10 protein-coding genes are annotated in these 14,925 nt (G+C 74.6%); 3 read left to right on the forward strand and 7 right to left on the reverse strand.

What is annotated here, in order from left to right; all coding sequences use genetic code 11:
- From ABT147_RS07555 to ABT147_RS07570, 4 genes are all read right to left on the reverse strand, one after another.
- The gene (locus ABT147_RS07555) at window positions 1-876 is read right to left on the reverse strand and encodes an SDR family oxidoreductase (RefSeq protein WP_351403259.1); all 876 of its coding nucleotides are present in this window, start codon (window positions 874-876) and stop codon (window positions 1-3) included.
- Window positions 877-927: 51 nt separating this feature from the next.
- The gene (locus ABT147_RS07560) at window positions 928-1,812 is read right to left on the reverse strand and encodes an SIR2 family NAD-dependent protein deacylase (RefSeq protein ID WP_351403260.1); all 885 of its coding nucleotides are present in this window, start codon (window positions 1,810-1,812) and stop codon (window positions 928-930) included.
- 199 nt (window positions 1,813-2,011) lie between these two features.
- On the reverse strand, window positions 2,012-4,324 hold the full coding sequence (locus ABT147_RS07565; protein ID WP_351403261.1) for an ABC transporter permease: 2,313 nt from the start codon (window positions 4,322-4,324) through the stop codon (window positions 2,012-2,014).
- A complete protein-coding gene (locus tag ABT147_RS07570) occupies window positions 4,321-5,058 on the reverse strand; it encodes an ABC transporter ATP-binding protein (RefSeq protein ID WP_351403263.1) in 738 nt (245 codons plus the stop codon). The genes ABT147_RS07565 and ABT147_RS07570 overlap by 4 nt, the downstream gene beginning before the upstream one ends.
- Before the next feature lie 140 nt (window positions 5,059-5,198).
- Between ABT147_RS07570 and ABT147_RS07575 the strand changes: the two genes are divergently transcribed.
- The 3 genes from ABT147_RS07575 to ABT147_RS07585 all read left to right on the forward strand — a co-directional run bounded on the left by ABT147_RS07575 (window position 5,199) and on the right by ABT147_RS07585 (window position 7,560).
- Window positions 5,199-6,164: a sensor histidine kinase gene (locus ABT147_RS07575; RefSeq protein WP_351403264.1), complete on the forward strand. Its 966-nt coding sequence runs from the start codon at window positions 5,199-5,201 to the stop codon at window positions 6,162-6,164.
- The gene (locus ABT147_RS07580) at window positions 6,161-6,841 is read left to right on the forward strand and encodes a response regulator (RefSeq protein WP_351403265.1); all 681 of its coding nucleotides are present in this window, start codon (window positions 6,161-6,163) and stop codon (window positions 6,839-6,841) included. Before ABT147_RS07575 ends, ABT147_RS07580 begins: the two co-directional genes overlap by 4 nt.
- Before the next feature lie 260 nt (window positions 6,842-7,101).
- Window positions 7,102-7,560, forward strand: coding sequence for a CNNM domain-containing protein (locus ABT147_RS07585; RefSeq protein ID WP_351403266.1), 459 nt, complete (start codon window positions 7,102-7,104; stop codon window positions 7,558-7,560).
- A 32-nt stretch (window positions 7,561-7,592) separates the two neighbouring features.
- Here ABT147_RS07585 and ABT147_RS07590 read toward each other — a convergent pair whose 3' ends face one another.
- From ABT147_RS07590 to ABT147_RS07600, 3 genes are read right to left on the reverse strand one after another with little or no spacing between them, the layout of a single operon-like run.
- Entirely contained in the window at window positions 7,593-9,611 is a 2,019-nt protein-coding gene (locus ABT147_RS07590; RefSeq protein ID WP_351403267.1) for a hypothetical protein, read from the reverse strand.
- A complete protein-coding gene (locus tag ABT147_RS07595; protein WP_351403268.1) occupies window positions 9,608-13,672 on the reverse strand; it encodes a vWA domain-containing protein in 4,065 nt (1,354 codons plus the stop codon). The genes ABT147_RS07590 and ABT147_RS07595 overlap by 4 nt, the downstream gene beginning before the upstream one ends.
- Window positions 13,669-14,829 carry an ATP-binding protein gene (locus ABT147_RS07600; protein WP_351403269.1) on the reverse strand — a complete coding sequence of 387 codons (1,161 nt, stop codon included), beginning with the start codon at window positions 14,827-14,829 and terminating at the stop codon, window positions 13,669-13,671. The genes ABT147_RS07595 and ABT147_RS07600 overlap by 4 nt, the downstream gene beginning before the upstream one ends.
- Window positions 14,830-14,925: the final 96 nt, after the last annotated feature.

Raw genomic sequence — 14,925 nt, forward strand, 5'->3', positions numbered from 1 at the left:
TCACGGGTGGGTCCGGGGGGTGGTGCGCAGGACGTCGGCGAGGGAGCGGGCGGGGTGGCCGGTGAGGTCGGGGATCGCGCTGCTGACGCCGTCGAGTTCGCCGTTGGCGATGGCCGTGTAGGTGGAGACCCAGGCGTCGAGCTCCCAGGGCGGGGCGCCGTAGGAGGCGCGGGAGGCGTACGCCTCCTCGATCGTCTCGGGCTGGTAGCGGAAAGGGCGGCCGAGCTGCTCGGAGAGGATGGCGGCCGCCTCGTCCAGGGTGAGCGACTCGGGGCCGGTCATGTCGTACGTCTTACCGGCGTGGTCGGCGGGCCGGGTCAGGACCGTCGCGGCGGCGTCGGCGATGTCGTCCTGGGAGACGAACGAGGCGCGCCCCTGCCCGGCGGGGCCCCGGATGACTCCGTCCTTCCCGGCCAGTTCGGGGATGATGTCCGCGTAGAGGTTGTCGCGCAGGAAGGTGTGGGTGAGCCCGCTCGCCCGGATGTGCTCCTCGGTGTGGAAGTGGTCACGGGCGAGGGTGAACGCGGCGTCGGGCGCGGCGCCGAAGAAGGACACGTACACCAGGTGCCCGACGCCCGCCTCCACGGCGGCGTCGACGAACGCCTGGTGCTGGGAGACCCGGTCGACGCTCTCCGAGGCGGACACCATGAACACGGTCCGCGCGCCGGTGAGGCCGCGTACGACGGCGTCACGGTCGCCGAAGCTTCCCCGGGCCGTCGTCGCCCCGGGCAGCTTCGGCGCCCGCTCGGGGCTGCGCACCAGCAGGCGCTGCGCCACTCCCCGCTCGGCCAGCCGGCGGGCGACGCGGCCACCGAGGCGGCCGGTGGCTCCGGTGACCACGATCGTCGGGTCGGTCGGTTCCGAAGGGTGTGTCATGGTGCCTCACGTCCTGGTGGGTCGATGTACTTGTGGCACGATCGCGTGTCCTCACGGGGCGAGCGTGTCCAGCAGCAGGTCCGCTCCGAACGGTACGGAAAGGGCCCGGTCCCCGAGGTCGGCGGGGGCCTCCGGATGGTCGGGGTTCACCCGTACCAGGCGGGCCCCGGGAGTGTGCCGTACGACGTTCTCCATGGGCCGACGGACCACGCCGGGGGTGTTGAAACCGGCGCCGATCTCCAGGACGAGCAGCCGGGCGGTGTCGGGCGTGTCGCCGAGCCAGCGGGTCAGTCGGTCCCCGGCGGGCAGATGGGCGCCGTCGACGAACTCCGGGCCCACGCGCACGTTGGGGAACACCTCGGCCCCGCAGTTCGGGCAGACGGGCAGGGCGGCCGGGTCGGTCACCCGGCCCGTCTCGCGGTCGTAGGCGGCGAGGACGCGGTCGAGGAACGGTTTCGCCGCCCAGGTCTCCTGGACGCAGGGCACGGTGCACTGCAGGCGGCCGTAGTCGCCCTGGGGTGTGAAGATCCGGTCCGGGGCGAAGCCGTTGCGGGCGAACAGGGCGTCGACGTTCGACGTCATCACCCAGTGTTCGCGCTCCCCGACCAGTGAACGCAGGCGCCGGTAGAGGGGGTTGGGCCCGGAGCCGTAGCGGATGTCGTCGATGTGCACGGCCCAGTAGCCCCACATCATGTCCGGCGGCAGCGGTACGCCCAGCAGATAGCGGGAGCGCAGACCGAGTCCGTACAGCGCCGGGAGGAGCTCCTTGAAGCGGGCGGCGTCGCCGTAGTCGTACCCGGCGGCCGCGCTCAGCCCCGCGCCGGCCGCGACCAGGACCCGGTCGGCCTCGTCGAGCCAGGTGCGGAGTGTCGCGGCGGCGGCCGGGAGGCCGGCGGGTGACGCCATGGGGTCCACGGCGTCGTTCTGGACCGTCATCTGGGGGGATCCTTTCGGGGTTCCCCCTCAACCTAGGGCGGTGAGCCCCTGGGGGCAGGGTCGGATCGGGACCGCTGATGGTCGGAATCCGACAGGCACCACCGACCCCGAGGGTTTCGAGGCGGCGCCCCCCGACCCCGGCGACTTCGAGGCGGCGCCCCCGCCCGTTGACGCGGTCCCCTCACTCGTCTCACTCGTCTCACTCGTTGTGGAGCACCTCCGCGATCGTCAGCCGTGCCGCCCGGCGTGCCGGGATGTACGCGCCCAGGACGGCGATGACGAGGCCCGCCAGGGCGAGACCGGCCAGGGCCGGGGCGTTCCAGACGTCCGTCATGTACGACGGCAGGGTGATGTCCACCGCGTCCGCCATGCGTGGAACGACCAGCCGGTGGCCCGCCATGCCGAGCGGGATGCCGAGGAGCGAGCCGAGGGTGCCGAGCAGGGCCATCGAGGCCACCGTCATCACCGTGACCTGGCGTGGGGTCATGCCGATGGACTTGAGCATGCCCAGATCGCGGCGGCGGTCGCGGGTGTTGAGGACGACGGTGTTGAAGACGCCGAGGGACGCGACGGCGGCGAGCAGGAGGGTGAGCACGGTGGCGGAGCCGATGATGGTCTGGGTGACGGTGTTGGCGCCGGTCGGCGACGGGCTGAGCCCCGGATCGGCGGCTTCGGCGGCCCGGGCGTAGGCGTTCGGGTCGGCGCCGTCGCGGAGCCCGACGTGATAGGCGATGGGATTCTCCCGAGGGGCCACGGACCGCAGGGTCGACCAGTCGACGACCACGACACGGGCGTTGGTCTGCATGAACTCCCCGACGACTACCAGGTTCGCGGTGCGGTCACCCTTCTCCACGCGGATGTGGTCGCCGACGCTCAGGCCGGTCCGGCGCAGGAACGCCGATCCGGCCACGACCTCACCGGTGCCCCGGATCCACCGGCCCTCGGTGAGCACGCTGTCCATCCGGGGCCGGTCGCCCCGGCGGCCTTCGAGCCACAGCTTCTCCGTCGAACCCTCCAGGCGGGCTTCGATGTTGGCCCTGGCGGTGACCTCGCGCGCGTCGGGCAGTGAGCGCAGCAGGGAGTGCAGTTCGAGGTCGTCGTGCACCGGCCTGGTCTCCTTGCCGTCGTGGTATTTCCCGACGTAGACCGTGACCTGGTAGGCGTCGTGGCCCGCGTTGCCGAACCGGTCCATCGTGGTGGCCAGGCCGGTCGCGAACGTCACGGTGGTCACACCGAGGACCACGGCGGCGAGCGTGAGGGCGCTGCGGCCCGGCCGGGCGAACGGCAGGCCGAGCCCCAGACTCACCGAGCGCGGCAGCCGGCTGCCCGCCAGCCGGCGCTGGACGCCGAGGGCCCGTCCGGCGCGCGGCGCGCTGCCCGCGCTGATCGCCCGCGCGGCGGACAGCCGGTGGGCGCGGACCGAGGGGGCGAGCGCGGCGAGGAGGCATACGGCGGGCATGCCGGCCAGGGCTAGCACGTTCACCCAGGGCGCGAGCGCCACACTGTCGTGGAAGACGCCCGCGTCCGGTCCCGTGAACGCGAATTCGAGCAGGGGCCGGGCGGCCAGATTGCCCGCGACGGTCCCGAGCACACAGCCGAGCACCGCCGGGACGGAGATCATCACGAGGTAGACGGCGACCACCTGCCCCGGGGTGAATCCCAGTGCCTTGAGGATGCCGATGTGCCGGAAGCCGGAGATCACCGCGCCGCTGACCACATTGGCGACGATCAGCACGGACACCAGGATGCCGAGGATGCCGAAGGCCAGCAGATAGGGCGCGTACGCCCGCGCCGCACTGCCTATCTGATCCTTGAGCGTGAGGTACGACCGTGAACCGGCCAGCGCGCCCGTCGGCAACTCCTCGGTCACCGTGGTCAGTTGAGCGCGCAGCCGCTTCTCCGACGAGGCGTCCGTGAAGCGGAACAGCATCTGCGTGGCCGTGGGGTCGAGGGCCTCGATCTGCCCGGGGGACACCCAGGCGTCGGCGGTGCGGCTGAGGTCGAAGGCGAAGCCGACGACGGTGAGCGCCGGGCCCGAGGGCACCTGGAGCGTCTTGCCCAGGTCGTCCGCCGTCCAGTCCGACTGCCGGTTGAGGACGACCTCGCCGGGCCCGGTGGCCCAGCGGCCCGCCCACAGGTCCAGCCGGTCCACCGGGCCCCCGGGGCCGGCGCGGCCCACGACGGTCAGTTCGTTGCCGAGGCCGTAGTCCATCGCCTCCCTCGGCAGCTCGACCGAGGCCTGGGCGAAGGGACCGGCGGACGCCGCCACCCCGGACCGCCGTACCGCACGCGTCAGTTCGCCGTCCGTGACCTTCGCGGAGTCGAACGCCGCGACGACATGAGGTCCCCGCTGCTTGCCGAAGGCCTTGTCGAACGGGGAGGAGGCCGCGTCGACCAGGCCGAGCGCCACCACGATCGCCGCCGTCGAGGTCAGCGTGACCAGGCCGATCACCAGCGTCTGGAGTCTGCGCCGCCGTACCGCCGCACGCGCGGCCCGCCACACGGCCCTCACGCGGACGGCTCCAGGGTGTGCTCGCCGGTCACCCGGCCGTCGGCGAACTCGACGAGGCGGCTGGCGCAGCGCCGGGCGAGATGATCGTCGTGGGTCACCAGGATCAGGGTCTGGCCGATCTGGTTGAGGTCGAGCAGCAGGTCCATCACCTGCTCTCCCGACCGGCTGTCCAGGGCACCCGTCGGCTCGTCGGCCAGCAGCAGGGCCGGCCGGTTCATCAACGCCCGTGCCACGGCGACACGTTGGCGTTCACCGCCGCTGAGCACCGCCGGGTAGGCGTTGCGCCGGTCGGCGATACCGAGTTCGTCGAACAGCTCAAGGGCGCGGCGGCGGGCCTGCCGGGCCGGGGAGCCGGTCAACTGGGCGGCCAGCGCCACGTTGTCGAGCGCCGACAGGTCGTCGATGAGGTTGAAGAACTGGAAGATCATGCCGATGCGGCGCCGCCGGTACAGGGCGAGCCCCTTCTCGCTCAGGTCCCCCACGCTCTCCCCGTGCACGACGACCGTGCCGGCCGTCGGACGGTCCAGACCGGCGATCATGTTCAGCAGCGTGGACTTGCCGCAGCCCGATGGCCCCATCACCGCGACCGCCTCCCCGGCCCGGATCTCCAGCGACACCCCGTCCAGTGCCGTCGTCTCGCCGTACTCCTTGCGCACACCGTCGAGCCGTACGACGGCTTCCGCTCCGTCGTACTTGGTTCTGCCGTCCTCGGTTCTTTTGTCCTCAGTGACCATGCACCGGACGCTAGGCGAGGAGCGCGGCCGGGACATCCCTCCCTGGATGGCAGCACGGCCCGCGTCTCATCCCGGGGATGCAGGGGCCCGCATCCCTGGGCCGATGCGGAGCGGTCCACCGGTCTGCGAAGGTGAACCCTATGTGGGAGCGGGGGGTTGACGGAACGACAGCGGCGTTGCCGGTGGCGTGCGCGGTCGCGGCCTGGCTGGCGGTGGCGCTGGTGCGTACGCGACGGCGCTGGCAGCGGGCCGTGGGGGAGCGCGGCTGGTTGCTCGAACGGGAGCGGGAGAGTGCCGCGTCGGCGGCGGTCGCGGCCGAACGCGACCGTATCGCCCGGGAGTTGCACGACATCGTCAGCCACAACGTCAGCCTCATGGTGGTCCAGGCGGGGGCGGCCCGCGAGGTGCTGGGCACCATGCCGGACGAGGCCGCGGCGGCTCTGCTGGCCGTCGAGGACGCGGGGCGCGGCGCGATGACCGACCTACGGCATCTGCTGGGTCTGCTGGCGCCCTCGCAGAACGGCGAGGACGCGGAGGCGGACCCGGAGACAGACACGGAGAGGGACGTGGAGGGGGACGTGGAAGGGGACAGGGCCGGGGGCGGGAACGGGGTGGTCGGGTCCGGCGCGAGCCGACTCGGCGGTGACCCGGGCGAGTCGGCCGAACTGGCGCCCCAACCCGGACTCGACCGGCTGGGCCCGCTCGTCGACCGGATCTCCTTCGCCGGTCTGCCCGTCGAGGTACGGATCTCCGGCGAGCCGCGCCCGCTGCCGCAGGGCATCGACGTGACGGCCTTCCGGATCGTCCAGGAGGCCCTCACCAACGCGCTCCGGCACGGCGACGGCGGCAAGGCCGAGGTCACCGTGCGGTACGCCGACCACGCGCTGCGCGTGGAGGTCCTGAACACCGGCCCCAGCGTGCTGACCGGCGGCGACACCACCCGGCCGCACCCCGCACGCCCCGCCCCGCGCCACCGGGACGGCACCGGGCGCGGGCTGCTGGGGCTGCGCGAACGGGTCGCGGTGTACGGCGGCGACCTGGACGCGCGGCGCCGTCTCGGCGGCGGCTTCCGGGTCCGGGCCCGAATCCCCCTGGACCGGCCGTGACGGCGGCAGACACGGTGCCGGCGCCCCGCGTGCTCGTCGTCGACGACCAGACGCTGATCCGGACCGGGTTCCGGCTGATCCTCACCGCCCGGGGCATCGAGGTCGTGGGCGAGGCCGCCGACGGGGTGGAAGCGGTGGCGATGGCCCGTGAGCTGGAACCCGACGTCGTGCTGATGGACATCCGGATGCCGAACATGGACGGCCTTGAGGCCACCCGCCGCATCCTGGACCGGGCCCCCGGCTGCCGGGTGCTCATGCTCACCACCTTCGACCTCGACCGTTACGTCTACGCGGCCCTGTCGATGGGCGCCAGCGGCTTCCTGCTGAAGGACGTCACACCGCGGCATCTGGCGGCCGCCGTACGGCTGGTCGACACCGGCGACGCCCTGCTGGCCCCCACCATCACCCGGCGGCTGGTGGAACGCTTCGCCACGGAAGCCGCCGACCCGCCCGCCGTGCACACCGACCTCCGGGCCCTGACTCCCCGCGAACTGGAGGTCCTGACCCTTGTCGGCCGCGGCCTGTCCAACACGGAACTCGCCGCCCGGCTCACCCTGAGCGAGGCCACGGTGAAGTCCCATGTGGCCCGCATCTTCTCCAAACTCCAGCTCCGCGACCGCGCCCAGGCCGTCGTGATCGCGTACGAGAAGGGGCTGGTGAGAGCCGGGGACCGCTGAGGCGGCGGGGGGAGCGCCGCGCCGGGGTGGGGGAAGCGCCGGGGCGGGGAGGGGGAAGCGCCGCGCCGGGGCCGGGCGATCGCGGTCGGGAACGAAGATCGGGTCAGAATCGTTCACGTGCCGCACCCCTACTGAAGGAGCAAGCCCGTGTCCGCCAGACCGACGGAGTCCCCGGCGACGGACTTCCAAGCGACGGTCTTTTCGGCGATGGACTTCCAAGCGACGGTCTTCCCGGCGACGGTCTTCCCGGGGCGCGGCCTATGAGCGCCGCGACCGCCGTGCTCGGGCTGCTGGCCGTCCTCGTCCTGACCGCCGGTACGGGCTATTTCGTCGCCCAGGAGTTCGCGTACGTCTCCGCCGACCGGCTCGCCCTCGCCCGGGAGGCGGCGGCGGGCGACCGGCGGGCGGCCCGTGCCCTGACCGTGCTGGAGCGGCTGTCGTTCATGCTGTCCGGCGCCCAGCTGGGCATCACCGTCCTCGGCTCGATCCACGCCCGCGACGCCCTGGTCGCCCGGTCGAGAGGACGCGCGGTCACGGCTCGCGCCCTCGCCCGGCCGGTGCCGCGCCTGCCGGACGACGCGACCGTGGCCGACGCCATCGACGTCCTGCGCCGGCACCGCGCCACCCTTGCCGTCGTCCACGACGACACGGGCCGCCTCACCGGCCTGATCAGCCTGGACGACCTGCTGGCCCGCTATCTGCGACCGAGGGCGACCTGAATGGCCCCGAGCAGGGGAGACCCGCCGCTGTCTCAGTCGGCCGGTGGCCGCCAGGTGGCCTGGACCAGGGCGCGTTCGGTGCCGGCCAGATAGACCGCGGTGGCGAGCCAGGCGCGGGCGTAGCGGTCCGGGTCGGGGTCGGTGATGCGGCCGAAGACATCGCGGGAGCGGCGGTCGGCCTCGGCGGTGAGGGCGGTCGACAGGTCGGCCGCCGCACGGAACCCGCTGCGCCGCAGGGCCGCGCCGCCGCCGTGCCGGTCGCCGTCGCGGGCCGGCTCGGCGACCGCGCGGCGGCCTCCGGAGACGGCGACCTCGACGAGCCGGCGCAGCCGCCACAACGGGGCCTCGGCGAGCGGGTCCGCCGGGGCGCCGACCAGGCCGTCCACGGAAAGCAGACCGTTCACGGTGGACAGGGCGTCCGGTGGTGGGAAGTGGGCGCCCTGGAGACGGTCGTAGCCCAGATCGGCGTGGCCCTGCCAGTCGTCCGGCAGCCGCAGGGTCGCGTCCGTGTCCGGGGCCGGGCCGATCGCCAGGGGGCGGAGCGTGGCGGCACGGTCGGGTTCGAGCCGGCCGAGCACCCGCACCCGCAGGCCGGGCCGGGCGGCGAGCTGACGGAAGTTGGCGGTGTGGGCGAGGTCCGGGTGGCCGTTGGCCGGTGTCAGCCGGACGAGGAGGCCGTCGGCGGATGAATCGGTGGAGTTCGACACTTCGCGGGCGAGCAGCTGGTCGCCCGCCGCGCCGACGATGACCAGGTCGCAGCCGATCAGCCTGCGCGCCGCCTGTTCGGCCTGTTCCGGGTCGGCACCGGGGCTGCCCGTGAGCCGTTCGGCGACCGCCTCCGCCAAGGGGCGGGCGAAGAGGGCGGCGAGCGGTCCCGACGTCCAGGGCAGACCGGCGAGCGGAGTGGCCCGCACGCCCTTGCCGGAGCCCAGGCGGCCGTCCGGGGAGAGCGTGGCACCGGAGATCAGCAGTCCGCCACGGGAGAGCTGGGCGTGATTCAGGATGCCCGAGCCGAGGGCGACGGTGGCCGTGGCGGCACCCCGGGCACGGGCCGGGCCGCCCGGCTTGACGTCGGCGATGGAGAACCAGCGTCCGTCGTCGGAGACGAGATGGGTGACGACACCGCCGTAGCCGGTGGCCGAGATCACCGGCTCCCGGCACACGCCGTGCACCCGCAGAGCGCCGCCCGGCCGGTAGGCGCGGCGGGCCGTGCCGACGAGGGCGGGATCCGGGTTCGCCGCCGCCAACAGGCCGGTGGTGAGCAGCAGTTCGCGTACGTTCGCGACCAGGTCGGCGAGCCGGTGGCCGTCGTGCCGGGCGCGGGCGCCGCGCAGTCCCCGTACGACCCGCAGGGCGGCCGCCTCGGCGCGGTGCAGCCCGGCGAGCCGGGCGGTGTGCGCGGCCCGCAACAACTCCGCCTGCGGCACCGCGCCCGCCGCGGGGACCCCGGCGGCGAGCACGGCCGCGGTGGCCGCCCAGAGGCCGGCCGCGGCGGAGATCTGGGCGGGGGTGGGGGGTTTGGCTTCAGAGGTGTCGGGCGTATCAGTGGTGCTGGGGCGTCCTAGGGTGGCGGGCCGGCTTGTGCCTTCGGTGGGTACGGCGGGTTTGGCGGACTCAACAGGGGTGTCGGTTGACGGGGCCTCATCTCGGCCTCCGGGGAGGCCCGTTGCCGCGCCGGGCTGTTCGACATCCGGCTCCGCGACGGCCGTCGCGTCGGCAGCGGGTTCGGCATCGGCGGAGGCGTCCGTGTCGGCGTCGGCGTCGGCCACCGGGCAGGCGCTCAGGACGGCGGCGCGGTGCAGACAGCGGGGTGCGAGCAGGCAGCTGCACACCGCCCGCTCGGCGTCGGTCACCGCGCCCGACGGTCCGGGGGTGAGCGTGACCTCGGCGTCCTCGCCGCACAGGACGCGCAGGGCACCGCCGTCGACCGTGACGGGGACGGCCGCGTACGTCTCGATCGCGGCGTCCAGTTTCTTGCGCAGCCGGGAGGTCAGGCTCTCGACGGCGGCGGCGACCACATCGGGTGCCGCCGGGGGCAGTTCGGCGTTCATCGGGTCTCTCCGCGGAGGCGGTCGCCCACCCAGCGGGCGAGGGCGAGGGGACTGAGGGCGGCGACCGGCATACCGGCCGCGACGAGTTGCCGGGCGACGGGTACCGAGTAGCGCGGGGTGCCGGTGTCGTCCAGGGCGGCGCAGCCCATCAGATGCACCCCGGAACTCGCGAGGGCCCGTACCTCGCCCAGCAGTCCGCCCAGCGGGTAGCCCTCCTCGAAGTCGCTCACCACCACCACGAGGGTCCGGCTGGGCACGGTCACCAGGGAACGGGCGTGCGCGAGCCCCGCCGCGATGTGGGTGCCGCCGCCGACCCGTACCTCAAGAAGCAGCGACAGCGGGTCGTCCACACGGTCCGTCAGGTCGATCACCTCGGTCGAGAACGTGAGGAAGTGCGTCGACAGCGTGGGCACCCCGCCCAGGACCGCCGCCGTCAGCGCCGACCAGATGACGGACGCCTCCATCGACCCGGACACATCGACGACGAGGACCAGCCGCCAGTCCGCCTCCTTGCGGGAACGGGTGCTGAACACCGGCCGCTCCGGTACGACCACGGTCCGGCCGTCCGCCGTCCGGCGGGTGTGGGCGAGGTTGGCCCGCAGGGTGCGGGGCAGGTCGAGCCGGCCACCGGGGCGGCGGGTCGGGCGCGGGGTCGCCAGACCCGTGAGCGCGGGGCGCATCCGGGTGGCGAGCTCCTTGGACAGCTCGTCGACCAGACGCCGTACCAGCGGGCGCAGCTTGGCCAGTTGCTGCTCGGGCATCCCTCCGGCGAGGGACAGCACGGAGGTCAGCAGGTCGACCGACGGGCGGACGGCCTTGGGGTCCAGCTCGGCCAGTACGTCCGTACGGCCCTGGTCGGCCGCCCGTGCCAGCACCTCCTCGCGGACCTCCGCGCCGAACAGGGCGTCCAACTCCTCGGCCCACTCCCGGGCCGTCGGGAACGACGCGTCTTGACCGCCGCCCTGACGCGGGCCGCCCTCCCGGCCGAGATCCGAGGAGCCCTCGCCCCGGCCGGTGCCGTACAGCTCGTCCAGCGCGTGCGCGTAACGACGGGCGCCCTGCGGCAGCCTCTCGCTCTGCCGGCCGAGGAGCAGCCGCCAGCGGTCGGCGGGGGTGAGGTGGAGGAGGGAACGGGGTGCGGGGGACGGCGCGGGGGTGGGGACGTCTTCGGTGCTCCCGGTGCTCCCGGTGCTCCCGGTGCTCCCGGTGCTCCCGGTGCTCCCGGTGTTGTTGGTGGTGTCGGTGGTCGGGGGGCTGACGGGGCTTTCCGGTTCGGCCGAGGTGGTGAGGGCCTGCGTGGGGGTGGGGTCGGTGTTCTCGGACGGCTCCGCCGTGTCCGTGCCGGTCGGCAGCCGCAGGGCGTTGACCGCCGCCAGGCCCGCCGTGTCCGCCGCCGTCCACAGGGCGAGGAGTGTCGGCGAGGCGCTGAGGGACAGGTCGAGGCGGTCGCCGAGGCGCTCGGTCACGGTGTCGAGGAGACGGTCGCGGCCGGCCGGGGTGAGGGTGTCGAAGCCGCCGCGGAGGGCGGGCAGCCGGTCCAGGAACCCCTGGTCCGTGAGCGTGTCGACGCGGTCGAGCAGCGGGTCCAGCGCGGTCGGCGCGGACTGGAGGAGCGGGGCCGCGCCGCTGAGCAGGCCGGTGAGACGGCGGGCCAGTCCGAGGCGGCTGTCGGGGCCGGTGGCCGTGTCGATCCAGCCTGCGGCACGCGCCCCGAGGGTGTCGGCGTCGTCGAGGTCGAGCAGGACCCGGGCGGCCAGGGCGGCACCCTGGATCAGCGGGGAGCCGGTGCGGGCGAGGGTGCCCAAGGCGTCGTCCATGCGCAGACCGAGGCGGTGTTCACCGGCCCGCGAGGCGAGCGCGACGAGCGCGGCGGCGTCCTCCGGCTGATCGCTGCCCGCGAGGCCGGGCAGCGCGCGGACGGCCGCCTCCAGGAGGTCGACGGCCAGCTCGGCGGCCGACAGCCTGCCCTCGGGCGTGGTGCCGGGCAGATGACCCCGGCGCAGCGCCTCCAACAGGTCGAGGGCTTCGAGGAGTTCGGGGAGCGTGGCCGCCGCAGGGAGCACGACGGCGGCGTCGGCCAGCCGGTCGGCGACCAGCGCGGGCAGGTCGCAGCGGGCCGCCGCCCGGAGCCCGGCGAGGACCAGGGCACAGGTCGGCCCGCCGTCCGCCGACTCCCTACGGAAGTCCTCCCGCAGGGTGCCCTCGGCGGCCAGGGCCGCTGTCACACCCCGTATCCCGGCCAGATCGAGCCGTACGGGAACCGCCGGCGTCCACGACAGCCGCCACCGGGTGGTGAGCGCCGTACCGTCGCCCGTGCCGGCCACCTCCACGGCCTCGCCGTAGCCCGCGCCGCACACCGCGAGGCGCTGGAGCAGGGTCTCGCGGCGGCCGTCGAGGGCGGAGCGGAGCGGGTCGAGCCGGAGCTCGCGCGGGGCGGGGTCGTCCGGGCCGGGCAGCCGCAGCGCGGCCAGCTCCGCCTCCACGGACGGGCCGAGCCCCGAACGGGGTGTACCCGGCGCGATCCGGCCCCGGTCGGTGCCGACCAGGACCACTTCGAGGGCCCGCGCGAGGGCCCGGCCACGGCCGAGCGGCTCGCCCTGGCCCATCACGGTCGTCAGCGCCTCCAGCACCTCGCCCCGGCCGGGGGCCACCAGCCCCCGGAGACTGGCCAGGTCGCCCGCCATCCGCAGGGTCTCGGTGGCCTCGCCCGTGCCCGCGGTGTGCCCGGCCGCGCGCAGCTCCCGGCACACATCGGTGATCGCTCGCGCGGCGGCGGCGTGCAGCAGTCCGGGGTCGCCCCCGGCCGTGAACACCGCCTGCTGCCAGCGTGGGTCCCGGATGCCCGCCGGATACCCGGAACGCGAGTCCAGCAGATCGAAGGCGTACGGGACGAGTGAGGTGACGACGGGCGGGTGCTCCCTGACGAGACCCGCTCCCCGAGTCCCGGACGCGGTTCCGGACGCGGTGCCGCCCGCACGCGGCCCCGGCACCGTGCCGGCCGCGCCGGACGACTCCGTGTCGTCCGAACCGCCCGCCCCGGCTGGATCGGTGTCCACGCCGGTCACGTCCGTCAGCGCCGGGGCGTGGAACGCGCCGATCACGGCCGCGATCCGGCGTCCGCCTTCCGCCGCGCGGGCGATCGTGGCCCGCATGTGAGCCTCACGGGCCAGGTCCACCGACGGCACACCGCCCGCCGACTCGGCGTCGCGCCGCAACGCCCACCCCACACCGAGCGCCGCCCGGCGGATCGCCTCTGGCGCGCAGCCGGGAGCGAGCACTTCCACGCACCGGTCCCAGAGATCGTCCCCGTCACGACCGGTCCCGGCGGCCGTGAGCGCCGCGGCGAAGGCGGTGGGCGCGGCGACGGCGGTGCCTTCGGCGACCGCGCTCCGCGTCTCGACGGCCGGGATGGAGCCGCCGCCCGCCGCCGCGCGGTCGGTCGCGGCTCCCGGACGATCCGGGTCCGATGCCGCATGGCCCGCGTCTGACGACGCATGGCCCGGGTCCGATGACGCACGGCCCGCGTCCGACGACGTACGGCCTCCGTCCCGCTCCACCTCGCCCGGGCCCGTCCTCGGGTCATCCGTACCCGGGCCCGTGCCCGGGCCATCCGCACCCGGGCCCGTCCTCGGGTCCCCCGCGTCCGGCTCCGAGCGGTTCGCCCCCGGCCTGCCCGCGCCGAACTCCTCCCGGCCCAGGGTCCACGCCAGATCCGACATCGGCAGATCGCAGCACACCACCTCCACGCCCCGCTCCCGGGCCCAGCGGAGGGCGGCGAGTTCGGGAGAGAAGTCGGCGAACGGGTAGAAGCCGAGCCGGCCGCCCTCGCTCGCGCCGGCCAGGGCGACCGGGGCGAGGGTGCCCGGGGCGGCGAGATGGGGCAGCCAGGGCTGGAAGTCGGCCGGCAGCTCCACGCAGACCACCTCGGCGCCGGAGGCGTCCAGCAGCCCGGGTACGGCGGCGGCGAGGGCCGGGCTGTGATGCCGTACCCCCAGCAGGTACGGCGCGGCGGAGTCGGCGAGGGCCGTGACGGCCGCCCGTGGGTCCTGAGTGGTCGTCACCGAAGGTTCTCCCGCAGGTCCCAGAGGCGGCGCCACATCGCGGAACCGTCCTCGGCGCGACGGCGCACCGGACCGTCCCAGTAGCCGAGCAGCCGGGCGTGGTCGGCCGGGTCGTCCTTGCGGACCACGCCGAGGAGATGGCCGGGGACGAGGTCGAGGGCGTCGCCCCCGGGCAGGTACGCGGCGGCCACCCCGAGCGAGGCCGCGACCTGCACGGCCTCGGCGGTGGACATCACCGTGCCCGGTCGTTCCACGTCCCAGCCCTCGGCGGAGCGGCCTTCGCGCAGATCGCGGAAGACGGTGACCAGCACGTCGAGCACCGCGTCGTCCACGCCGAAGGCCGCGCCCGCCCGCTGGACGGCCGCCTCCGCCTGCCGCCGGACGAGGGCCGTCTCGGCGTCGACGTCCGCGATCGGGTGCACGGTCTCGAAGTTGAAGCGGCGCTTGAGCGCGGCCGACATCTCCGAGACACCCCGGTCGCGCAGGTTGGCCGTGGCGATGACGGTGAACCCGGGCGCGGCCGGGACCTGGGCGTCGTCCGTGCCGGACAGCTCGGGCACACTGACCCGGCGGTCGGACAGGATCGACACCAGGGCGTCCTGCACCTCGGGCAGACAGCGGGTGATCTCCTCGACCCGCGCCACCCGGCCGGAGCGCATGGCGCCGAGCACCGGCGAGTCGACCAGCGCCTGCGGGGTCGGTCCCTGGGCGAGCAGCAGCGCGTAGTTCCAGCCGTAGCGGAACGCGTCCTCGGTGGTGCCGGCGGTGCCCTGCACGGTGAGCGCGCTGGTGCCGCACACGGCGGCCGACAGCAGCTCGGAGAGCATCGACTTGGCGGTACCGGGCTCGCCGACGAGCAGCAGCCCGCGCTCCCCGGCGAGGGTGACCACGCACCGCTCCACCAGGGCGCGTTCACCGACGAACTTGGGCGCGATCACCAGCTTGTCGGGCAGCGTCTCGTGCGGCTTGGGCAGCTTCAGGGTCTCGCCGCCGCTGCCGCAGACGAAGGTGACCACGGCACGCGGGGTCAGGCGCCAGCCGGGCGGGCGCGGGCCCTCGTCATGGGCGGCGAGGAAGGCGAGTTCGGTGGCGTGGCGCTCCTCCGCGGGCAGGGTCTGCCGGGCCGGAAGGGCCGCCGCCGTGTCGGTCGGGGTCATGAATGTCCTTGCTCAGTAGGTCTGTTGCTCTGGTGGCCTGGTGGCTTGTTGGTCGATCGGTCGATCGGTCGATCGACCCATCGCGGGGACGGGGCC

It is taken from the genome of Streptomyces sp. NPDC001868 (assembly GCF_040297125.1).
Lineage (GTDB): Bacteria > Actinomycetota > Actinomycetes > Streptomycetales > Streptomycetaceae > Streptomyces.

What these genes read in the sequence shown, in the direction of transcription:
- ABT147_RS07555 (WP_351403259.1), bottom strand. Translation starts at nt 876, where the DNA reads ATGACACACCCTTCGGAACCGACCGACCCGACGATCGTGGTCACCGGA.
- ABT147_RS07585 (WP_351403266.1), top strand. Translation starts at nt 7,102, where the DNA reads ATGAGCGCCGCGACCGCCGTGCTCGGGCTGCTGGCCGTCCTCGTCCTG.
- ABT147_RS07560 (WP_351403260.1), bottom strand. Translation starts at nt 1,812, where the DNA reads ATGACGGTCCAGAACGACGCCGTGGACCCCATGGCGTCACCCGCCGGC.
- ABT147_RS07570 (WP_351403263.1), bottom strand. Translation starts at nt 5,058, where the DNA reads ATGGTCACTGAGGACAAAAGAACCGAGGACGGCAGAACCAAGTACGAC.
- ABT147_RS07590 (WP_351403267.1), bottom strand. Translation starts at nt 9,611, where the DNA reads ATGAACGCCGAACTGCCCCCGGCGGCACCCGATGTGGTCGCCGCCGCC.
- ABT147_RS07600 (WP_351403269.1), bottom strand. Translation starts at nt 14,829, where the DNA reads ATGACCCCGACCGACACGGCGGCGGCCCTTCCGGCCCGGCAGACCCTG.
- ABT147_RS07575 (WP_351403264.1), top strand. Translation starts at nt 5,199, where the DNA reads ATGTGGGAGCGGGGGGTTGACGGAACGACAGCGGCGTTGCCGGTGGCG.